Source organism: Desulfobacterales bacterium (assembly GCA_030066985.1).
Classification (GTDB): domain Bacteria; phylum Desulfobacterota; class Desulfobacteria; order Desulfobacterales; family JAHEIW01; genus JAHEIW01.
This window is the reverse complement of the sequence record JASJAN010000034.1, coordinates 14,939-37,212: the sequence shown is the minus strand read 5'-3', so window position 1 is coordinate 37,212 and position 22,274 is coordinate 14,939. Positions and strand designations below refer to the sequence as shown.

19 protein-coding genes, 1 tRNA gene and 1 pseudogene are annotated in these 22,274 nt (G+C 42.6%); 10 read left to right on the top strand and 11 right to left on the bottom strand.

Annotated elements, in window-relative coordinates; genetic code table 11:
* Positions 1-4: 4 nt before the first annotated feature.
* From QNJ26_16805 to QNJ26_16780, 6 genes are all read right to left on the bottom strand, one after another.
* Positions 5-1,225, bottom strand: coding sequence for an HDOD domain-containing protein (locus QNJ26_16805; protein MDJ0987202.1), 1,221 nt, complete (start codon positions 1,223-1,225; stop codon positions 5-7).
* A 21-nt stretch (positions 1,226-1,246) separates the two neighbouring features.
* Positions 1,247-3,514, bottom strand: coding sequence for a hypothetical protein (locus QNJ26_16800; protein ID MDJ0987201.1), 2,268 nt, complete (start codon positions 3,512-3,514; stop codon positions 1,247-1,249).
* A 24-nt stretch (positions 3,515-3,538) separates the two neighbouring features.
* The gene (locus tag QNJ26_16795) at positions 3,539-4,429 is read right to left on the bottom strand and encodes a serine/threonine-protein kinase (protein MDJ0987200.1); all 891 of its coding nucleotides are present in this window, start codon (positions 4,427-4,429) and stop codon (positions 3,539-3,541) included.
* A gap of 271 nt (positions 4,430-4,700) precedes the next feature.
* Positions 4,701-5,429 carry an FHA domain-containing protein gene (locus tag QNJ26_16790; GenBank protein ID MDJ0987199.1) on the bottom strand — a complete coding sequence of 243 codons (729 nt, stop codon included), beginning with the start codon at positions 5,427-5,429 and terminating at the stop codon, positions 4,701-4,703.
* 275 nt (positions 5,430-5,704) lie between these two features.
* Positions 5,705-5,920 (bottom strand): hypothetical protein, encoded by a 216-nt coding sequence (locus QNJ26_16785; GenBank protein ID MDJ0987198.1) that lies wholly within the window; start codon positions 5,918-5,920, stop codon positions 5,705-5,707.
* A gap of 1,199 nt (positions 5,921-7,119) precedes the next feature.
* The gene (locus QNJ26_16780; protein MDJ0987197.1) at positions 7,120-7,437 is read right to left on the bottom strand and encodes a diguanylate cyclase; all 318 of its coding nucleotides are present in this window, start codon (positions 7,435-7,437) and stop codon (positions 7,120-7,122) included.
* A 262-nt stretch (positions 7,438-7,699) separates the two neighbouring features.
* Here QNJ26_16780 and QNJ26_16775 point away from each other — a divergent pair, with 262 nt between their 5' ends.
* Positions 7,700-8,044, top strand: a complete 345-nt coding sequence (locus QNJ26_16775; GenBank protein ID MDJ0987196.1) for a hypothetical protein — start codon at positions 7,700-7,702, stop codon at positions 8,042-8,044.
* Between the two features lie 52 nt (positions 8,045-8,096).
* On the opposite strand, the gene QNJ26_16770 is transcribed toward QNJ26_16775, so the two are convergent.
* The 3 genes and pseudogenes from QNJ26_16770 to QNJ26_16760 all read right to left on the bottom strand — a co-directional run bounded on the left by QNJ26_16770 (position 8,097) and on the right by QNJ26_16760 (position 9,347).
* The gene (locus tag QNJ26_16770; GenBank protein ID MDJ0987195.1) at positions 8,097-8,627 is read right to left on the bottom strand and encodes a zinc ribbon domain-containing protein; all 531 of its coding nucleotides are present in this window, start codon (positions 8,625-8,627) and stop codon (positions 8,097-8,099) included.
* Positions 8,628-8,822: 195 nt separating this feature from the next.
* On the bottom strand, positions 8,823-9,119 hold the full coding sequence (locus tag QNJ26_16765; GenBank protein ID MDJ0987194.1) for a hypothetical protein: 297 nt from the start codon (positions 9,117-9,119) through the stop codon (positions 8,823-8,825).
* A gap of 129 nt (positions 9,120-9,248) precedes the next feature.
* Positions 9,249-9,347 (bottom strand): annotated as a pseudogene (locus QNJ26_16760) (zinc-ribbon domain-containing protein).
* Between the two features lie 643 nt (positions 9,348-9,990).
* Between QNJ26_16760 and QNJ26_16755 the strand changes: the two are divergent.
* Positions 9,991-10,359, top strand: coding sequence for a tyrosine-type recombinase/integrase (locus tag QNJ26_16755; protein ID MDJ0987193.1), 369 nt, complete (start codon positions 9,991-9,993; stop codon positions 10,357-10,359).
* Between the two features lie 392 nt (positions 10,360-10,751).
* On the opposite strand, the gene QNJ26_16750 is transcribed toward QNJ26_16755, so the two are convergent.
* Positions 10,752-10,827, bottom strand: a tRNA-Ala gene (locus tag QNJ26_16750).
* 240 nt (positions 10,828-11,067) lie between these two features.
* Between QNJ26_16750 and QNJ26_16745 the strand changes: the two genes are divergently transcribed.
* The 3 genes from QNJ26_16745 to QNJ26_16735 all read left to right on the top strand — a co-directional run bounded on the left by QNJ26_16745 (position 11,068) and on the right by QNJ26_16735 (position 13,702).
* Positions 11,068-11,310, top strand: coding sequence for a hypothetical protein (locus QNJ26_16745; GenBank protein ID MDJ0987192.1), 243 nt, complete (start codon positions 11,068-11,070; stop codon positions 11,308-11,310).
* A gap of 173 nt (positions 11,311-11,483) precedes the next feature.
* Complete coding sequence (locus QNJ26_16740) at positions 11,484-13,379, top strand: SurA N-terminal domain-containing protein (protein MDJ0987191.1); 1,896 nt, start codon at positions 11,484-11,486, stop codon at positions 13,377-13,379.
* 80 nt (positions 13,380-13,459) lie between these two features.
* Positions 13,460-13,702 carry a hypothetical protein gene (locus tag QNJ26_16735; GenBank protein MDJ0987190.1) on the top strand — a complete coding sequence of 81 codons (243 nt, stop codon included), beginning with the start codon at positions 13,460-13,462 and terminating at the stop codon, positions 13,700-13,702.
* Here QNJ26_16735 and QNJ26_16730 read toward each other — a convergent pair.
* Entirely contained in the window at positions 13,699-15,639 is a 1,941-nt protein-coding gene (locus QNJ26_16730) for an ATP-dependent helicase (protein ID MDJ0987189.1), read from the bottom strand. The two genes, QNJ26_16735 and QNJ26_16730, sit on opposite strands and share 4 nt — an antisense overlap.
* Positions 15,640-15,733: 94 nt before the next feature.
* On the opposite strand from QNJ26_16730, the gene QNJ26_16725 reads away from it, so the two are divergent.
* From QNJ26_16725 to QNJ26_16705, 5 genes are all read left to right on the top strand, one after another.
* Complete coding sequence (locus QNJ26_16725; GenBank protein MDJ0987188.1) at positions 15,734-16,093, top strand: hypothetical protein; 360 nt, start codon at positions 15,734-15,736, stop codon at positions 16,091-16,093.
* 447 nt (positions 16,094-16,540) lie between these two features.
* Positions 16,541-17,926 carry a cytochrome c biogenesis protein ResB gene (locus tag QNJ26_16720; protein MDJ0987187.1) on the top strand — a complete coding sequence of 462 codons (1,386 nt, stop codon included), beginning with the start codon at positions 16,541-16,543 and terminating at the stop codon, positions 17,924-17,926.
* Between the two features lie 65 nt (positions 17,927-17,991).
* Positions 17,992-19,008 (top strand): c-type cytochrome biogenesis protein CcsB, encoded by a 1,017-nt coding sequence (gene ccsB / locus QNJ26_16715; protein ID MDJ0987186.1) that lies wholly within the window; start codon positions 17,992-17,994, stop codon positions 19,006-19,008.
* A 194-nt stretch (positions 19,009-19,202) separates the two neighbouring features.
* Positions 19,203-19,913 (top strand): cytochrome c3 family protein, encoded by a 711-nt coding sequence (locus tag QNJ26_16710; protein ID MDJ0987185.1) that lies wholly within the window; start codon positions 19,203-19,205, stop codon positions 19,911-19,913.
* Positions 19,914-19,996: 83 nt separating this feature from the next.
* The gene (locus tag QNJ26_16705) at positions 19,997-22,213 is read left to right on the top strand and encodes a molybdopterin-dependent oxidoreductase (GenBank protein ID MDJ0987184.1); all 2,217 of its coding nucleotides are present in this window, start codon (positions 19,997-19,999) and stop codon (positions 22,211-22,213) included.
* Positions 22,214-22,274 lie beyond the last annotated feature (61 nt).

Below are 22,274 nucleotides of genomic sequence, written 5' to 3'. Positions count from 1 at the left end.
GCTTCTAATTCTCCAACATAGATTCTAAGGCAAAAAACTGATGGATCGACTGTTTTATAGCAATATCAAAGCATGTGGGTGATAACTCCAGTTCGTCCCAGGCATCTATATCCAAAGGAGGAGCAAAAAGCTCCCCGCTGGTTCCGATCCCGAGACCATTAGTGATAATATCGGCCAAGTGGACTAGTGTTGCTGTAATAGGCTGCGGAGCCTCGGAAGGATTGTGATGATAAAAAACATTGTTTTCTAGCGAAATGGGAAGTTTCCACTGTTTTATCAGAAGCTTTGCAACATGAGCATGATCATAACCCATAAAATCTTCTTCTACTTCACGCAATAATTTATTCGTATTCCTCGCCAACCCTAAAATATGACAAGATTCTTCTGGGTAATTACTGTACAAAATTAATCGACCTAAGTCGTGTAAAAGCCCCGAGACAAAGAATTGTTCCGTTTGAGGAATGCCCTTTTGAGTGGCCAACATCCTAGATATTATACCACATGCGATGCTATGTTTTAAAAACTGAAACATATCTACTATTTTTTTGGGGATTTTGTTAAAAGTGGTAAGAATACTTATGCCAAGAGCTAACGCGGCAATCTCTTTTGTGCCAATTAAGATTACTGCCGAAGATATTTTGTCTATTCTTGATTGTAAACTGTAGAATGTCGAATTAACAAGTTTAAGCAGCATTGCTGTTAAACTTGGGCTTTTTTGCACAACCTGAGCGATATCGTCAGCTGTTGAACGTGGATTGGTGATGACGTCATTTAACTCGATAACTATTGAAGGCATTTCAGGTAAATTTATATCTTCCAAAGCAAATTTTATAAGTTTTTCTTTATCAAAATTCTCTGAAGTAATGTTCTGATCTAAGCTTAAATCTGAGTCGGAATTGAAGGAATTGTATTCAGTTCTGAACAAAACAGATATCCGAAATATCTCTTCGATTGCAGGGTGATCACAATCGTTGTGGCGAAACACCTGTTGCGTTATCTCTTTTGATTTTTTGTACTGTTCCGAATTATAATCAGGCTTAATATTTCTTTTGTCACCATTATCTCCACAAATATTTACCTCTGTAACACCCCAGATCTTAAATACCCTGAAATGCTCTGGTTGGATTGTCTTACCTTTCCCTAAAAGGAGTTTGCCACTAAGATCTCTGACCTCATCGGCTAACACCATACCGGGTTTCAGCTCGTTAAGGTGAATTGTTCCCATAGATTTTTTGCCTCCAAATAATCAATATAATTCGTGAACATTCTTTAGACGGACTATCAACTCATTGTGGTCATTTTCGACAACTTTAAGGAAGGTATCCAGATCAGGTGTTCTATTACCATCGAAAGAAGTAACCGCTCCGGCAAATTGGACTTTTAAGTCGAACCCATTTACTGTAATTGGTCCATCATGTAGAGACTTTGTGAGCCTTCGCAATGCAATTCTGGCATTCTCTTTTTCAGTCATTGGAAGAAGAACCACCAGAATGTTTTTAGTTAAAATTCCAATCAGATCCGCATTCCTTAGACTTTTTATTAATTCACCCATGACGGTCTGATTAATTTTCCGTCCACTGAGCTTGCCTATAGGAATCGGTTGATTGGGTACTATCTTAATGATTGAAAATGTGATGACCGAAAATGGGGTATCATATCGATTTGAACGGGATATCTCTTTTTCGATGAATAAAAGTGTGTTTTGATGTGTCAAAATTCCGCTCGGAAGGGCTTTGCGATTTTTCCTTGTCGCCTTTTTTTTGTTTATCCATTTAATTTTCTTAAATATTTGGCGAATATTATTTTCATCGATCTCACCGTTTTGAACGTCTTTTCGCACTCGTGATAAAATATGGTGCAACTCATCGCCTTCATCGACACTTTCTTCTAAAATTTTGAAAATCGTTGTTTGCCCGATAATTTCAGCGGGTGTAGCCGATTTTTGCTGGAGTTCCCATTCTTTTTTTAGCTTATTAAAGCACTCCTCCATACGTGCCATTAGTTTTTTCTGAACGCCCTCTAAGACTTCATCGTCTATGCCTTTTTTGTCTAATCTACTGACGATATCAGATTCTACATTAGCAATGACTTTTTTGATATGATTATCATTTGTATCACCGCCTGGATTAACCGTATCCAAAACGATCTTGGACCCAATACGTTCGATATAGTCGACAAGCAATTCAGTCAGTATCTTATCATCACCAGTTCCCTTGCGAAGCTCCGCGGCCAAATAAATAAGTTCAGCGGCACTTGAAGGATCTTTTTTAAATTCTTGGATAAGATCCTCTGGGGCCAGACCAATTTCCTCTGCACTTTTTTGAAAAATCTTTGTGAGTTCTTCATCATTCAATTCTTTACCAAGGGCATCCAACAGGCCCAGAAATTCTGATGATGACATGCCTTCCTCATTCAAAGCGTTTTTGAGTAAAGGCAGCAGCCTCTTTAGCTCAGTAGGCTCGGGAAGCATTCGCCGAATTATCTGAGCCAGTCGTTCAACGGATATTTCACCTTTTTGATATTCACTTCTTACCAGTTGAATCAGGACCTGGTCTGTAAGAGCATTTGCTTCATCTATAATTTGCTCTTCATTTTCATATATCACACCTAAAGTCTTTTGGGTCTGTATCCCTTTAATCAATTCATCGCGCATATCAGAGACTGCATAAGCCAACTCCGAAAGATTGGTATCGCCAGCATTTTTTTGTATTTTTATTGCTTCATCTCTGATGCGTGCGATCTGATTAGCGATAACAGGTCCTCCAGAGACAACAGGTCCACCTTCGACAAGAGGTTCACCAGTGGTAATTTGCCCATCAATCGGAACAGGCACACTTTGAGTGGATTGTGCTTGAATGTCCTTTGCTATTTCATAATCCTTACTGATTAAATCTTTAGAAAGTTTAATAGGATCTTCAATTAAGTTTTTCAAAGAAAACGTTTTTTCGATCTCTTCCATCAAAGTACTTTCGGTCATCATATTTAAGACTTCACCGAACATTTGATCGGAAGATGTGTCGCCTGAATCCTTAGACTTTTGCTTCAGATCTTCTTTTGAAACAATTTCATCGTCAGCCGTCATTCTTTTTAAAAAAACATGATTAACTTTGACTTTAGATACTGACATGTCTGCCAGTGCATTTTGCATTAATGATGCTTTTGGGAAACTTGTCGGATCAACAAATATTTTAACAAAGCTTTTCAGGTCTGCCTCAGCCACCCCTTTTTCAAATGATATTGATTGAATACCCAATTTTTTGAAATGAGCAGCCAGTCTGGCTGTATTTAGCCGATTATCGAAGGGTTCTTCCTCTACAAAAAAATCTTCCCGATTAAGTATAATGGATACCGGCGAAAGAAAGTTCAGGCCTTCAGAAACGGTTGCAAAAACCTCCTGAATGGATTGTTTCGTGAATTGGTGATCGATTTTATACATGGATGCACGATTATACATAATCGCAAAAGCTCTGCCGATTCTTTCAGAAATTTTATTCGGAAATTTTGATTCTGTCATAATATAGATAGCTCTGTGTTGCTATTAAAGATACGTTTGGTGGTACCATTCGATCTCGGATTTAAACTCCTGACAATTATTATACCTATTTTCAGCTTCATATTTGATTGCTTTGCCAACAATTATATCCAGTTCTTGTCTTAGTGAAGGATTAAGCTCGGAAGGTTTTTTTTTGAAAAAACCCTCTTTATTTAACAATTTATATTCTAAAAGCGCATCGGGTGAATCAAACTTGGGTAAGGGAAGATTCGGCACCAACATCTGAAAAAGCATAATGCCGATGGCGTAAATATCGCTGCGCGCACCCCTTGTTTCACCAATAATTTGCTCCGGTGCCATGTATAAGGGAGTCCCTAGCATCATAGAATGATCTTCCTTTTCTTCGCGCAGAACTTTGGCAACTCCAAAATCCGTGATGATGGGTCGGTGACCATGTTTTTCAATTAAAATATTATCCGGTTTAATGTCTCGATGGATGATATCCTGCTGATGCGCATAGTTGAGTGCATCCAGAATCTGGGTAACGAATTGAATCGTCTGTTTTAATGGAATTAAGCGTTTAGAAGGCAATACTTGTTTTTTGGCAATGTTCAACAGTTGAGTCAGCGAGAAACCCTGGATTAGTTGCATGGTAAAAAAAAGAAATTCCTTGGTTTCACCGACCTCGTAAATTGGAATAATATTCGGGTGTGACAATATGGCAGCAGATTCTGCTTCTCTCTGAAAAAGCTCTGCACTTTTACTCGTAAGACATGATTTCGGTAAGATTTTTACCGCAATTCTGCGTTTTAGTGTCTTTTGAAAAGCGACAAAGACAACAGCCATACTGCCCCTGGCCAATTCTTTTAAAATAATTGAGGTTCCAATCTGCTTACCGATTATAGTATCGGAGTTATATGACGCCATCGTAGTCATTACTTTATCCGTGAAACCGACTCAAAGTTTCCAATAGATCTGCTGTATCCCATTAAAAGGGTAGCCTTGACATTAATATCGGTAACTTCCTAAAATCCTTGATACAAAATATTAAACATTAGAGTGCTTAACTTAAACTTGATTAAATATCCGTATTAAATGTTTTTAAGGAAAAAGTTTAACGAGGCAGGTATGGATCAGAGGCGATGAAGCTGGGTGCATGCAAGGTCTTAATGATATTATAAATATTGATATTCTATATATAATTTAGTCACGTAATTAAAAACTGAAGTTTTGTTGAACCAACTGAAATTATATCCAGTTTCTCGAGTTTAATAGATTTCTTGATCGGTTTATTATTGAGTCGCGGTTTGGATAGCCCTTCAACATAGTTAATATACCAGCCGTCAGGCAATTTATTGATAACTGCGGATGTTTTGCCAATAGCAAAACCTTTAACCGGGATATCTGATTGCGGATCTTTTCCAATTCTAACTGACTTGTCATTCAGTTCTATGTCTTTTTTCCTTTCAGATAAATAAGTCAATTTACAGGACGGCTGAATGGACTCTTTAGCATTGCTTTTGTTCGACACAATAACATCATCGATTTTCTCTTTACTTTTTTTTATTAATTCTCGATACTTTTTAGTATCCATCTGCATCGTTTTGTTAATTGCATTTGATTGTTTTTCAATTCCTTTGACAATCTTTGGATTTGAGAATTTTAAGTCATGCTTGGCGATTGAAATTTTGTCACCATCATTAAGCCAATAGGATTTGATTAGCCGGTCATCCACAAATGAGCCGTTTTCACTATTGAGGTCAACATATAAAAATCCGGTCCCATCTGATTCTATTTTGGCATGTTGATTCGAAACGGCAAGGTTATCTATGACAATATCATTAATTTTGTTCCGGCCGACGAGTAAGGTATCACCTTTGCTGATTTGATAATTTGCTAAAATTTTATCTTTAAATATTAGAGAGATTGTTGGCATTTTTTAGGACTCTTTAGATTTATATTTTCATAATATGTAAGAAACCTGACATTTATCCCTTCTTTATTATCGGAGCTATTAGTGGAAATCTTTAGTGTTTAATCACAACTTTTATGTGCCAGTTGATTGAATCACCAAATATTCGTATAAATGTGGATTAGTCGACATAAGTATTCGATATTATAATTATATAAATAAAACCAGTGCCATTTTCTGGTGGCCGAAGTATAAGAAGGTACTTACGGTTTCTATCTCATTTGGGTCGATTGACGTGGTTAACCTCCCAGAGCCATAGTTTCGGTCACCATCTTTTCTACTGTGCTTAGCATTTTTTTTAATTTTTCCTGAGCCTCTCTGGACAACTCCTTCCAATCAATAAAAAAATCATTCCCTATTCCCTTATAGTCATCATAGAAAACATGGCGGTCGCTCACAATACCCAACTCGCTACCATCTTTGAGCCTGATAATTATTTCGTTTGAAAGTCCCATCTTATTTTCATTCTCCTCTGTGCACCTAATTTGTTTAGAGTAATTTGAAGGATGGAGTCGGCGAATCATCCATCCTTAACATCAACCAGAGTCTGAAAAATAAACATTATTATTCCTTATTGCCGGATTCTTCAGCGTCAACAGGGTTGGTTTTCGGAAAACATTCGTAGTGTAGCGTATCTTTTTTGTCATCATATTTGTAGGACCAGCCAATTATTAGAAGGCCTGTCCAGCCTAAAAGAAGAAAAAGAGCACCGATATACATCAGCGTATTCAAAACAAATCCTTGTTTGTTAGAAAATTCAAGTTAAAAAAAGTGATTGTTATATCAGCTAAACCGGTCCATCAATAACCATAGAACTACTAAAACAAGAAATGCAGTGACTATTGACAGCACCGTATGGAGAAAACTTATCATATCTGACTATAATGATTTATATGGTATCTACGTGTTCTCTGTAAATTCCAGTTATCGGTACAATTTCTCTTATTTGTTTTTAAAGCTGGGATAACAAATTTTCCCCTCTGTACTGATATTTGACCAATTGATATATAAATTTTAAGTACTGTGACTTCTAATTGGTATGGCCTATTTGTTGCTTTTAAATTTTGGCCGTTCAAAGATTATTAATGCTTTTGTACAAATATCGGCGGGATATAGGTTAAACTTGAGATAGAATTTCCACCAAAGTTTCGATTGGAGGCACTTTTGAAGACGAGACAAAGCAGCCCACACTTTCTAAACCATTTCCTTTTATATGACAATAAAGAGAGCAAGATTTTGCAAACAGGGGTGTAAAAGAGCCGCAGTTTAATTCTAAATTTCAATGTTGATCCGATCAACACTGGATGTTTGCATCTTTAAAATACATTCAGTCATTTTTAGTTCAATTAAAAGGTTTGCCGGTGGAGTCATTCGATTTAATTGGTAAAGTGCAAGTCTATAGCGCAAATGCATTAAGTATTCGTGGATTTCAGAAACGGGTCTTTCTTCTCTATGGGGCATATATCAATTTTCGGATTTAATACAGCAAACTTTAGAATAAAAAAGACAATTTCATCTCAAGGAGAAACAAAATCATTAAACAGGGATTGACATTTGCGTGTATTTTTATGTAACAGAGTACACGCAATAAAGAGGCCAACTATTCGCTCGATTTATAGCTTTCAAAATTGAAAGGATGTCTATTCGCGCGGTTTTATTGACAGCTTATTAGATCGCTGGAGGGTTTCCCGTTAGCAACTGGTGAGACAGTCACACGGTTCCCCCCCTCTTGTTTAACTTCATACATCGTTAAATCAGCACGATGCACAAATTGCTGATTTCCTTCATTCATCTGATTCCCAGCTATACCAATGCTTAGAGTAACTTTTGATATTTTAATTTTATTGACCACAAAAGATTCATTTGCGAATTTAGATAATATTCTATAAGCTACAAATTTAGCCTTAATTGCCGTTGTTTCTGACAATGTTAAAGTAAACTCTTCTCCTGCAAATCGATAATGGGATGTCAAAACCCAGAATTTACAGATAGTCGAGCCACGCCAATTTGCTCAGTGATAAATTTATAGTTAGTCTTAGAAATTTACATTAGAAAGGATTTAAAGGCAGAGTCGCTAGGCTCTGCCCTCTCAAATTTTCAAATGCTGTTTGCCATATTCGTATCATATCTGTAAAATTGCCAAAGTGCAGATACTCACTATATATCAGTACTTGCATGGCAAACTTCTTTTAAATGCTTGAAACTGAAAAATATCGAGACAGGGTCATATGCAAATGGATTCGAAAGTTATAATCGATAAAGAAAGACGATCCGAACCCAGACGAACGAAACTAAGAAATTATCGTATTGAAATCAAGTTCGTCGGCCAACCAATTTATCAATTCAGAGTAATAAATGTAACTGCTAAAAGTGCAGGGCTTTTGATAAAAGATAATTCTGCTTTTTTGAAAATGATCGAGGTAGGCCAGATTGTGGAGGCTGATTTTATATCTCCCAAAGGCACGGCTCCTTCTGGATTATACAAGGCTGAGATTAAACATATAACGAAGCAGGACATGCTAGAGCACAGGGGGCATCATTTAGTAGGGCTATCGATACTGAAAAAAATGGATAGCTAATTGTTTCAAGGAGATTCTAAAATTTTCGTTGAGTTTAAAAAGTATGAAAATTTCAAATCAAAAATGCAGGTTCGATTTTAATCCTTTTTAGGTAGGTACCATTAACTTTTCCTCTTATTTTTATCGTCTGTCCTGCTTTTATATTATTTAAAAATGCAGTCTCTGTCCCATCTTTTGGATATAGCATTAGGTAAGTACCAGGTATTCCATCAGATGGCACTGTAACTATTCCAAAATAGTCTGACAGATAGGTAGCAACAAAAACCTGTAAATGCAGTTCTACGATTTTCCCTTCTAATTCTCCAATCTTATCCAACATTGCTTTTTTGTTTTTATTTTTTGCCCAATTACTCACATCAACTGTGGCAGCCCCAACACTCACAATCCTTTTTCTTTCTTTTTCTAATTTGCCCTTTGTCGGAATAGCCAAAGTACTCAAAAGAATTAACAGCAATAGGCCTATTACTATTTTTGGAAGAAAATCTTTTTTAATCGGCGAACCGCAATAAGGACAATTAATTTCTTTAGGAAATACAGGTTGTTGACAATTTTCGCATGGCTTAAATTTACTTTTTTGAAACATGATTATCCATCCTGAAGATAAGAAATGAAATAGTCATATTGATTGCTTTGCATGTTATAAAAGTTTTCGTATGATCAAATTATTAGATTATTTGTATGGTCTCCCATTTCCACTATCGGCGGTTTAATAAATTTCTTTAGAAAGCCAAAAACATAATTTTGGCTATGCGTTTCATCTTGGTCATTAAAGAACATGTCAAGTAAAATAGTGAGGAATGGATGACGGATCTTCGTTGTGCCAACGAATAAACAAATTATTTCCATTATAATTGTATTCTTTTACTAAATTCGCGATAAATTTTGTCACATGCTTTTCCATACCGATAAACTTTATTCCGGAGAAATATGTTCCAATAGATGTCTTTTTCGAATAAGCTAATCTACCTTTTACTTTGAAAAGATTCTTCTCTCTATCAATCGCTGCTAAGGCAATTACTCTTGATTCAATGGCATACACAGTTTGGAGTAGTATCCCGCCCTTGCTAATATCCATAGCGATACCCAAGCCTTGAGAAATAATTTTTCCATTTTCATCGAGTAAAAAGTAGGAAATCAGATTTTGTGTTTTGATCCTCTGATATTTTCTTTTCTCAACCGTATTGGGCTTAAAGACTTTAAAGATTTTGCCACAATTTGAGCACCTGACTTTTGATCCGGTGGGCTTGATAAGCCTGTCGTCTAATCGAAATCGGGATTCACATGATTTACACGGTATTATCATCGGTAACAATCTAAGGTCACAATGGAAGTGGAATAATAAATTATTCTAAATATTTGATTAGTTAATTATCGGCTTTTTCTTAAGAATCTTTAACTTAAACAATATCTTCCTTTTATCAGGCTTGCTAAAAGTAAATGAAAGGGTTAAAGAACTGAGTTATAAATAAATTATTCCCATTAGATGATCATGAGAAAATTATAAATGCATTGAAGTGATTAACAATAGAAGACTCATTGACCGGCTTATATAATTCAAGGTATTTTTACGACTAGCATAATAGAGAGATTAAAAAATCAGCTCGCTATTTACATCCAATATCTTTAATTTTTATTGATGTTGATAATCTGAAGGAAATTAATGACAATTATGGGCACATGATTGGGGATAAAATCTTAAGACTAATAGCAAAAAGGATTAAAGCTTCTCTCAGATCAAACGATTCTGCCTTGTGTATCCGCCATCTAAAAAATACCTGATCGAATTTATCAAAGGCTATTTCGGTGAAAATAAGCCGCTATTTAATATCAGGTATGTGGACGTCGAGGCTTTCCGCAATAGACTTAGGCACAAACCCCTACAAAGCACAATAAAGACCGCTCAGACGCCTCTGTGAACCGCTGTATGGCATGTATAAGGCATATGCTTGGTAAAAGCTGTTGAATGGGAAATGATCAAACAGAATCCCTTTGAAATGGGCCAAAGTTTAGTGTTCAAGGTAAATAATGAACGCGTAAGATATCTGTTTAAAGATGAAATTGACAGGCTTCTCGCTGAATGCTCAAGACAGTTGATTGATCTGTCGGCTAAAAATTCAAAAGCCAGGAGCGTGAAGAGGTCGGATGCTGACTATCTACGCTACTTTGTGGAATGTGCGATCAATACCGGTTTGCGCAAAAAGGAAATTTTAGGCCTTAAATGGAAACAGATCAGGGACGGGTTGATCTATCTGGACAAGATTAAGGGCAAGAAAAACGACAGGTGCCAATTACTAGCACACTTGCAGAGCTATTAAGGACTATCCGCAAAAAACCGGGATTCACATTTGAGTATGTTTTCGTATATCAGGGCAACCGCATTAAAGATGTCAAGACGGCATATAATGCTGCGCTGAAGCATACTGGGATAGTGGATGCGAATCTTCACACTCTGAGGCACACATTTGTGAGCCATTTTGTTATGCGTGGGGGAAGCTTGAAGGCCCTATAGGAAATATTGGGACACTCAAATATTAAGACTACGATGCGATATGCTCATTTAAGCCAAGAGTATGAAAAAGAGGCTGTCAAATTGCATTATGGATTGACAACCTCAAATTTTATGTCACTAATTCTGAAAAATCCGGCCTTCCTCAAAATCTGCAGCCAACAGTAGTCATGTAACCCACTGTTTTTTTATAAAAAAAAATGGTGGAGCTGATCGGGATCGAACCGACGACCTCATGACTGCCAGTCATGCGCTCTCCCAGCTGAGCTACAGCCCCACATGAGCGAAATTATTTAGCATTTGAATTTTTAGGTGTCAACAGTTATATTTAACGAATCGGGCGCGTTGGCGCTATTCGGTCGGCGTCTGCGATACTGTTTGGTGTTAATTGAATCGCGCAGACGATGGGTTGACAAAATTTGAAATAATAAATATTATTAAATGGTTATATGAGTGCTGCAGATGGTTAAATCACGCACGTCTGCAGGTGATGGAATGAATCTACCGGGAAAATGGAATGAAGCGACAAGCCATACCGCCAGGGGGTGTCACGGGTGAACCCGGCGCGGCAGATGTCTACAAGGAGTTTGACGCCACCGAGCTCTATTGCCCTAAATGCAAGCAGTCCGTACCGGTTCGCAAAAGGCTTCTGCTGGTCTTGCCCGAAGGCGATAAATACGAATATTTGTGCGCTTATTGCTCTGAGACAGTTGGGACCAAAATAGACAAGCAGGAAAGCCCATTAACCTTTATTTCCTAATTTTGTGCTTCCCTTCTTTTATAATTTCATGGTATTTTTTGTTAACAAAGGTTCATAGGTTCCCGACTTCGCTTTCGCAAGCTTTGCCGCGGCAAGCAGGGTTTAGGGGTTCAGTCTTAGCATAACCTTGAACGTTGAACGGGGAACTCTGAACCCACGAGGAGAAAAATTCAATGTTAAGTTTAATGCGCAAACATGCCAGCAGCTGGATCATTAAATTTTTGCTGGCAGCCATCATTGTTGTTTTTATTCCATGGGGTGTTCAACAATATACTTCCGGTCGCTCCAGCCGGGTAGCCGAAGTCAATGGGAGCATCATTACCCTGGATGATTACCGCAGCACTTACACCAATCTTGTTGAACAGGTGCGGCAGTCATTCGGCAACAATGTCAATGATGAGTTGATCCAAACCTTGGGACTGCCAAAACGGGCCTTAGATCAGCTAATTGACAGGGCTTTGATGCTGCAGGCAGCCGAAAAACTAAGCATCCAAGTATCAGATGATGAGCTGGCGCAATCCATCGGTAGCATCGGTGCTTTTCAAACCGCCGGGGTCTTTGATAATCAACGCTATCTGAGTATGCTCAGCCGCACGCAACTGACGCCTGAAGCGTTTGAGGTGCAGCAACGCGAAGCGATGGTTATCAACAAACTGCAGGGTTTTATTTCCGGCAATATCAAAGTATCGGATACCGAGGCGCAGCAGTGGTACAAATGGAACAATACCGAAGTCGATCTGGACTATGTTCTGATTGAACCGCAGCAGATTAAAAATATAAAACCGACGGCAGAAGAGATCCAATCCCATTTTGAAGCAAACAAAGAAAAGTATAAAACCGATCCTGAATTAAAAATTCGCTACCTGTATCTAAATCCTCAAAACTATTTGGACAAGCTGAAGATTTTAGAAGAAGATATTGCCGATTACTATGAAAGCAATCTGGATAAATTTAGAACCCCGCAAACCGTGCAAGCCCGTCACATATTAATGAGAGTTGATCAGAACGCCACACCTGAGCAAGTCAAAGATGCCCGTCAAAGAATCGAAGATGCTCTTAAACTGGCCAGAGACGGTCAGGATTTTGCCGAACTGGCCGCAGAATACTCAGAAGGCCCCACCAAATCAAAAGGTGGGGACCTAGGTACATTTCGTCGGCAGGACATGGTCAAGCCGTTTTCGGATAAGGCTTTTTCCATGCAGGCCGGTGAAATCAGTGAGCCGGTGCGCACCGATTTTGGCTGGCATATCATTAAAGTTGAGAAGGTCAATCCGGCCACCGTTCAATCTTTGGATGAAGCCCGTACAGAGATCGAAGACAAACTCAAAGCCGACCGATCAAGAAACCTGGCTTATGATGAGGCCGAGGCCGTTTTTGATGCCACTTTTGAAGGTCAACAGTTTATCGATATTGCGAAAGAGCGCGGTTTGAAAATGATCAACACTGATTTTTTCACCCAGAAAAAAGGACCTGCGGGGACCCAAAATGCCAGGCAGTTGGCAGAGGCGGCTTTTAAACTGCCCCTCAATGAGGTCAGTGAAATTCAGGATCTGGGCAACGGGTATTATCTGATTGAAGCTCTTGAAAAGCGACCGGCGCAGATTCCCGAACTCAATGACGTTGAAGCTGAAGTTAAAAAGGATCTGATTAAAGAAAAAAAGGATGCCGAAGCGCTTCGTCAAGCCCAGTCTATCCTGACGGAACTTGAAAACGATACCACTCTGACGGCCGCCGCCGACAAGCTCAACTTGAAGGCTCAGACCACCGGATTGTTTAAACGAAATGATTCAATCCCGGGCATCGGCTATGAGTCTGAAATCGCAGGTGCGGCTTTTAAGCTTTCTGACAGCGATGCGTTTCATAAAGAGCCCATCAAAGGGCAAAAAGGCGTTTACGTGATCAAATTCAAAGACCGCAAAGAGCCCTCTTTAGAGGGATTTGAAAAAGAGAAGTCTGATATAAAAGCCCGCCTGCTGCAGCAAAAATCTTTTAAAGCTGTTGAAACCTGGTTGAACCGCATCAAAGAGGAAAGCGAGATCGTCATCGCAGACGGCTTCTGGAAAAGTTGAAACGATTGGTGGGTTAAGCAGTCATACCTGAATCTTGCATTAAAACTCATGCAAAATGAAGGTAACAAAGGAGAAACCAGATGCACGATGATGCCCCTTACGGCCGCTCCGGCAGATCCGGATTCATGACCAAAAAGTGTCCTGAATGTTACACGCATTTGCCGCTGCATACGACCAAATGCCCATCGTGTAAGACCAAACTCGGTGAGGTAGACAAGCTCGGGTTTGCGACACGACCCTTTGACTGGGCGGGCTACCTCATTGCAATCGTGTCTATCGTGGGGTTTGTCGTATTTGTTTGGTGGGGATTTTTTAAAGATTAGCGGTATTCATATTCCTTCTGAAGGATATCATCAGGTATGTCGTCGAGAAAACGGGACGGCTGATTCAATATCAATCCTGTACTACGGTCGTATACATTGCTCGGATAGGTAAAAAACAGATGGTCTTTGGCACGGGTTGCGGCGACATACATCAGCCTCAGCTCTTCTTCCAGTTCTTCTTCTTTGTGCAATGAATGCACCGAGGGGAACCTGCCGTCAAGCGTCCAAATGATAAAAACAGTATGCCACTCCAGCCCCTTGGCAGAATGAATCGTTGAAAGCGTCAAGCGGTCCTCTCCCGTCGTGTCAGCGTACAGTGAATTCTCAAAACTGGTGTTTGGCGGTTCGAGGGCCATATCGGTTAGAAAGAGATCCAGACGTTTGTAACGCTCCATTATTTCAACCAGATGCTCCAAATCCCTTGCGCGACGCGGGTGGTCATCAAAGCGCTCTTTTAAAATCGGTATGTAGTATTCGATGATTGCTTCCCCCATTTCGCTGACCGTCATCGGCTCGCTATCTAATATTGATATGAGTTTTTTCAAACGTTCGAGCCCTTTGCTAGAGGCGACCTCAGCTGAAAGCAAGCCGGTATAACCCGCTTTTTCCGCCAGGGTGGCTTCATAAATTTTTTGAGCGGTCTTGGGGCCAACCTTTTCGATCAGCAGCAATATTCGGTACCAGCTGATGCGGTCATAAACGTTGGCCATTACGCGCAGATGGGCCAAGACATCCTTAATATGCGCCGACTCAACAAATTTAAAACCCCCCATCTTTACAAACGCTATGCCCTCACGACTCAATTCAATTTCAAGATCAAAGGAATGAAAACTGGCGCGAAACAAAACGGCGACCTCATTAATGGGCACCCCTTGTTTTTGAAGATCTTTGATCTGATTAATGATAAAGCGGGATTGGCTGTATTCATCTTCGGCATTCACCATAACCGGTCTGGCGCCATTCTTTTTTTGGGAGAACAAATTTTTGGTAAATTTTTCTCGGGCTCTTTCAATTATGGTATTGGTCAATGTTAATATCGGCTGATTGCTGCGGTAATTTTCTTCCAGGGATACGATGCGGGTGGCTGGAAAACGTTGCGGAAAGTCGATGATATTTCGGAAATTAGCTCCCCGGAAAGCATAAATGCTTTGGGCGTCGTCACCGACGACCATAATATTTTGGTTTGAGCGGGTCAGAAGGTATAGAATTTCTGCTTGAATGGTATTGGTGTCCTGGTATTCATCCACCATAATATAATGGTAGCGTGCCGAAATGCGATCCAGTGCATCTGGATAATCAGCCAATAGTCGCTGTAAGTAAATAAGTAAATCGTCATAGTCGAGGAAGTGATGCTCCTGTTTACGAATTTTAAACAGCTGATAAAGACGGCTGATGGTTTCCAAATGAGATTCAAAATGCGGATAATCGGTTTCAACGACCTCCTCGAGCGACAAGGCTTTGTTGACGGCTCGGCTGAAAATATCTGCCAAGGTTTTACGCCTGGGAAAGGATCGCTGCTGGGTTGCCGGACGCAGTTCTTGTCGCAGCAGACCAATCAAACTCTCCGAATCATTGCGGTCTAATATGCCAAAGGCGGGATCCAAACCCATATGGGAAGCATATTGGCGTAGGGTTGTATTGGCAAAGGAGTGAAACGTACCACCCGCAATTTTGCCACAGCGTTCGTCGAGAAGTTGCGATGCCCTGCGAAGCATCTCCTGGGAAGCTTTGCGTGTGAAGGTCAACAGAAGAATTGCTGACGGCGATACACCCTTTTCTACCAGATAGGCCGCTCGATATGTCAGTGTTCTTGTTTTTCCGCTACCGGCACCGGCAATAACCAGCAGCGGCCCATCTGCATGGGTGACCGCAGCAAGTTGGTCTGGATTCAACGCTTCGGCGTATCGTTTTTTGAAATCAATATGTCTTTTCTCCATTATCTTCCCTAATATTGACTTTTAGCAATGATGTCTTACTCTTCAAGTAGCTGATCTTCAAAACAAATGCTTCCAACATGGAGGGACAAATAGAATGAAGAGGATAAAAACCCAACTGAATACAATCTCTAGATCTCTTACCAGCCTGTCAAAACAGCTGGATCGAATTAGCAAACAAGTCGACAAACTTCAATCGAAAAAAAAGGCATCACCGGCCAGTCGTAAGAAAACCGTTCGCAAAGCCGCCGCACGCAGAAAAACATCGACTGCCCGGGGCAAGACTGTATTGGATAAGGTCTATGGCGTTATTCGTCGCAGTCCCAATGGGGCTACCATTGCCACATTGAAGAAGAGAACCGGCCTTGACTCCCGGCAGTTGAGTAACGCTCTGTATAAGCTTTCCAAAAAACGTATGGTGCGTGCGAAGTCACGCGGCCACTATGTCAAAAAATAAACAGCGCTGATTCGTGCCGCTGCCGAAGAAGCGAATTATTTAAGTAAAATAGTCTTCTGTGTGCCCGCCACATGCAACGGGTGTCAGAAGACTATTTTTTTGCCGCATTTTCCTCGGATAGCTAAACGGGTGCGGTACCTGAACCCAGCGTCTGCAGCGCAATTTGAGGTCATCATTTGTTCACAGTCGGCCAGTCATCAATCATCCCAATCCATTAATCAATCCGGGCCACCCCTCTCAAACACCGCTGATGAATTGGCAACACGTTTTTACCTTATCTAGCATGTTCTAAGGGTCTTTTCAATACAGCCCGATGTTTTCAAAGGGGACTTGTTGTAGGGATAAATTCTTGAAGATGTTGAAATCAAGCAAGATTTTTTGATGGTTGCCTGATTTGACGCGATTTGTTATGAACAAAGTTTCAATTTTATCTGGAAAGGATCAACCATGAGTTCTGAGCAGAGCACTGCTGATCTCTCTGCTATGGATCGCATATGGAAAGCGTTTGCCTCTGTTAAACTGACCATTTTCCTGCTGCTGAGTCTGGCAGCGACGTCGATCATCGGAACGCTGATTCCGCAAAATGAGGCGCCGGGAGCCTATCTGCAGTCCTTTGGTGAAGTGTTATACCGGATTTTCTCTTTGCTGGGGCTGTTCGATATGTACCATTCTTGGTGGTTTCGGGCCTTGATCTTATTACTGGTGGTCAATATTATCGTCTGTTCCATCGATCGATTGCAGGCGATGTGGAAAATCATTTTTGCCCGCAATCCACGCTTTAACGTTTCGCGTTACCGCCAAATCAAGAACAAATCTGAATTTAACCCTGCTGGCGACGCGACACTGCTAAAAGACCGCTATCTGCCGATCATTTCTCGCCGTTTCAAATATCATCGTATTGAAGACACCGATAAGGGACATGCCATCTACGCTGAAAAGGGTCGCCTGACGCGATTGGGGGTATACGTTGTCCATTTGAGTGTCGTGGTCCTGTTGATTGGTGGGTTGATCGGGTCCATATTCGGCTATGAAGGTTTTATCAATCTGGCACCCGGTGATTCGGCGCATTCAATTCAGTTGCGGCATAACAATCAAATGCTGCCACTGGGTTTTGAAATTCGCTGTGATGATTTTAAGGTTGAATTCTATGATACCGGTGCTCCCAAAGAATTCCGTTCCAGTTTATCTATCCTTAAAGACGGAAAAGTCATCGAACAAAAAGATATCATCGTCAATGACCCCTTGCGCTATGAAGGCATCAGCTTTTTTCAGGCCAGCTACGGCAACCTGGCACCCACAGAGGTGATTTTAAATTTTACCAGTCAGACCACTGGTATGATTTACAATCAAAAGGCGGGAATTGGTTCAGTGGTTGAGATACCCGAAAACTTGGGGACATTTACTTTAAAACAATTTACACGCAATGCAGAATTTAAAGGCCATCAGATCGGTGAGGCATTTATCGGGATCTTAGCACCCCAGAACGGCGATCCGGTTGAGGTAACATTGCCGATAAAATTTCCAAGTTTCGATAAAATGCGAAAAGGGCAGGTGTTTATCGCCATCGCCGATTTTGTGCCGCGGTATTATACCGGGTTGCAGGTGAGCAAAGATCCCGGTGTCTGGGTGGTATATATTGGATTTATTCTGATGATCATCGGAATTTACATTACCTTTTTTATGTCTCATCAGCAAATCTGTGTTGAGATTACAGCTCAGGATCCAGAAAACCAAGTGATGGTTGCAGGAACTTCCAATAAAAACAAAATGGGGATGCAAAAAAAGGTGGCGCAGCTAGCCGATCAACTGGCGAAGCTATCTCCTGGAAAATAGACATGCCCCTTGCATATCGGATGGATGACATATCACAATCATAAATGGACAGCTAGAGGAAAATCATGAACAGTTCCCTCATTTTATCAATTGTTACATTTGTATACGCACTGGCCGGGTTTCTATACATATTTGCATGGGTATTTAAACGACCCGCCGCCGGCAAGCTGGCCTCTTGGGTGGCCATTATAGGTCTGATGGGCAATACGGCTGGTATCATTTTGCGCTGGGTGGAATCATACCGCATGGGAATCGGTCATGCGCCGTTTTCCAACCTGTATGAGTCGCTGGTCTTTTTTGCCTGGACGATTGCATTGATTTACCTGGTGGTCGAGCGTAAGGCCGGCAATCGGATTATCGGTGCATTTACCATGCCGCTCGCCTTTCTGGCAATGGCTTACGCTTCTTTAAAAACCGGCATTAGCAGCGAAATTCAGCCTTTGATCCCGGCATTAAAAAGCAACTGGCTGATCGCCCATGTCATCACCTGTTTTATCGGATATGCCGCTTTTGCCACCGCTTTTGGCATTGGCGCGATGTATCTCATGAAACAAGGACGTGAAGAGGAAGAAGTTACCTGGCTGGATATCGCCAAGCCCTTGACATTGTTTGTTTTTGTCTTGCTTTTTAGCCGGGTTCTGCTGGTTGGAAATTGGGGCATGGCAATTATAATCGCTTTGCCGCTTTGCCTGATATTTTATATTGGCGTCCTGCTGGCGCGGCGAATGCCGGCTGACACCAAAGATCGATTGCTGGGGGTGTTTCCTGAACCGGCCATCTTGGATGAACTCGGCTACCAGGTCACCCTTTTTGGTTTTCTGTTTTTGTCCATCGGTATTATCACCGGCGCCGTTTGGGCCAACTCCGCCTGGGGACGATACTGGGGGTGGGACCCTAAAGAAACATGGTCTCTGATTACCTGGTTTATCTATGCCACATTGCTGCATGCACGTTTGATGCGCGGCTGGCGAGGGCGGCGAATTGCCTATATGTCGCTGGTGGGGTTTGCTGCGGTTTTATTCACCTATTTCGGTGTTAATTTGCTGCCCGGTTTGCACAGTTACGGGGCTTTTGGCCAATGATTTTGCTTGACAAAATCGCGCCAATTAAGGTAATACAGTCACCTTTGCTGGCATGTAAGACGAGCTGCTTATCGTGTAACCCACTGTAATTGTATAAATTTTAAATTATCAGGTTGTTGCCGGTAATTATTTGTGCCAGGCGGCAATCGTTTTCAAGACTTGTTTCTATCAACCCAGATAACCATGGAGTGTTTATGACAAAAGAGGAACAAGCCAATGCGGCCAATGCAAATGATCAGCAACCCTCAACACCCTCTCCTGAAATAGCCCCTTCCGGCGAAACCGATGCCAGCGGCGCCGGCGGACCCATTATTTTGTTTTTTATTCTCGGGTTGGCGGCCAGCCTGATTGTCGGATGGGTGGTTTTCCCCAAGCTGCTTTACTCCCAAAAGAATCAACCGATTGAATTCAACCACGTCTTGCACAATGAGCTGGTGGAAGATGGCTGCGAGAGCTGTCACTTTTTCAGAGAAGACGGCTCCTATCACGGCGTCCCTAAACTGGACCAGTGCATCGAATGCCATGAAGAGGTCAACGGCGAAGATCCCGAGGAAGCCCGTTTTGTCAATGAGTTTGTGGCCAATAACCGGGAAGTGCCTTGGTTGATCTATTCGCGGCAACCCCAGAACGTGTTTTTCTCACATGCAGCGCATGTGAAAATGGGAGAAATTGACTGTGTGGTCTGTCACGGGCATATCGGGGAATCGGAAAGCTTACCGATTTATAAAGAAAACCGCATATCCGGTTACAGTATCGATATTTGGGGCAGAAGGATTTCCGGTATCAAACGCAATACCTGGGATCGGATGAAAATGGATGATTGTGCGGAGTGTCACCGCCGGGAAGGTGTGAATCAAAACAGCGTTCAAACCCATCGAGGGGGCTGTTTTGTGTGCCACCATTGATCAGTGGTGGCTGCTGGATCTTCGATCGATAGCAGGTTGTGTTTGCTAATTATTAACATGCTTGTCTTAGCAGGGAAAATTAAATGAAAGTAGATCGCAGAAGTTTTTTGGCCTTTGTTCTCGGCGGTGCTGCCGGTACGGCGTTGTCTCCGTTACCCTGGAAAGTCACCGATGACGTTGCAATCTGGAGCCAGAATTGGCCCTGGACACCAATTCCGGCAAGAGGTGCGCTCAACCGGGTAACCTCTGCTTGTACCCTGTGCCCTGGCGGCTGTGGGATCTCGGTGAAAAAAGTAGATGAACGGGTCATTAAAATTGAAGGCCTGGAAGGTCATCCTGTCAACGATGGCGGTCTTTGTCCTCTGGGGAATAGCGGTGCGCAACTCCTCTATAGCCCAACGCGTATTCGCACCCCCTTAAAAAAGGTCGACGGCCGCTGGCAGAATATTTCGTGGAAAGATGCCATTACCGAAATTGCGGCCCAATTGCGGCAGCTGCGCACGGATGGCTCAGCCCATAAGGTGGGATGGATTTCCGGATCCGATCGGGGAACCATCCCGGCACTTTTCAGCCGATTCTTGAGCGTTTACGGCTCACCTAACTTCTGGCGCATGCCATCCATGTGGGATTCTTATGAGCTGGCGTTGTATCTGACCCAGGGCACACGCTCCATGGCAGGATTTGATTTGGGAAATTCAGACTTTGTGCTCAGTTTCGGCAGCGGTCTGATTGAAGGCTGGGGCTCGCCCGGCTATATGTTTCGAGCCAAATCAACATTGCGCATGACCGGCGGTCGCATGGATCAGATTGAGCCGCGTCTGTCCAAAACAGCGGCCAAGGCCGACCACTGGATTTCGATCAACCCCGGTACCGAGGGCGCGCTGGCTTTTGGCTTGACCCATGTGATCATCAAAGAGCAGCTGTACAACCGGAATTTTGTCAGTGGCCACACAGCGGGGCTATCTGACCGCTTTCAGCAGGTCATTGACGGATTTCCGCCGGAAATTGCCTCCAAGATAACGGGCATTAGTGCCGGCACGATTCTAACCCTTGCCAGAGACTTTGCAGCTGCGCGCAAACCCCTGGCAGTTTGCGGCCAGGGGCAGGGGCATCTGCCCGGAGATTTACAGACCTTTTTGGCGGTGCACACCCTAAATGCACTGGTAGGCAATATCAACCAGCCCGGTGGTATCTGGGCGGTGCCCGAGCCTGACTACATTGAGTGGCCTGAGCTGGAAATCGATGCGGTTGCCGCTAAGGGCCTGCAGCAACCCCGTATTGATGGGGCCGGCACTTACCGCCACCCCAATGCGAGATACTTACTGCACCGACTGCCGGAGGTCGTCAATGCCAGCGCTGAATCCCCGCTGCAGGTGCTTTTTATCGCCGATGCCAATCCGGCATTTTCATTACCGGACACGGCGGCAGTTGCCAAAGCATTGGAAAAAATTCCGCTGGTCGTCAGTTTTTCGTCTTATATGGATGAAACCAGCGAGCTGGCAGATATGCTGCTGCCCAACCATATGTTCTTGGAGCGCTATCAGGATGTGGTCGGGGCCAGTGGGTTTCCGAAGCCCATTATCAGTTTGGCCCAGCCGGCTGTCGAGCCGCGTTACAACACCCGCCATGCCGGCGATGTCGTCATTCAGCTGGCCAAAGAACTGGGTCATACGGTTGGCGCTGCTTTTGAATGGGATGACTACAACGCCTGTTTGGAAGAAACCTTGGGCGATCGCTGGGATGGGTTGCTTGAAAACGGCTTTTGGTTGGATGAGGGCTTTGGTGGTGCGCAATGGGCAACAGCCTTTGAGACCGACTCGACCAAATTTGAATTTACCAACGCTGATATCCGCACATTGGCGGCCTACGAACCGGTCAAGCCCGAAGGGGACGAAGCCGGTTACCCATTACTACTGGTGCCATTTGACAGTATGCGACTGAATGCCGACGGTAAACCCGGCGCTCCGCCGTTTATGATCAAAGCGCTGGAAGACACGATTCTAATAGGCAATGATGTGCTGCTGGAAATTAATCCGGCCACAGCCAAGCAGCTGGGGCTGACAGAGGGCCGGCTATCCACTCTGACGACGCCCAAAGGGTCGGCCCAGGTGAAAATTCGTCTGACCCATGGGATTATGCCCGGTGTCATCGCTGTCCCGAGGGGTCTTGGCCATACAGCCGATAACCGATTTTTGGCCGGCAAAGGGATCAATTACAATCGGTTGAGCGGCCCCGCAGACGACCCGGCTTCTGGCTACAATGCCGCATGGGGCATACGCGCTAAGCTCACCAAAGCCTAAGTGGAATGTTTAAAATTAGAAAACTGATTGATTCTAAGAAAAGGAATTTTATCGAAACCAA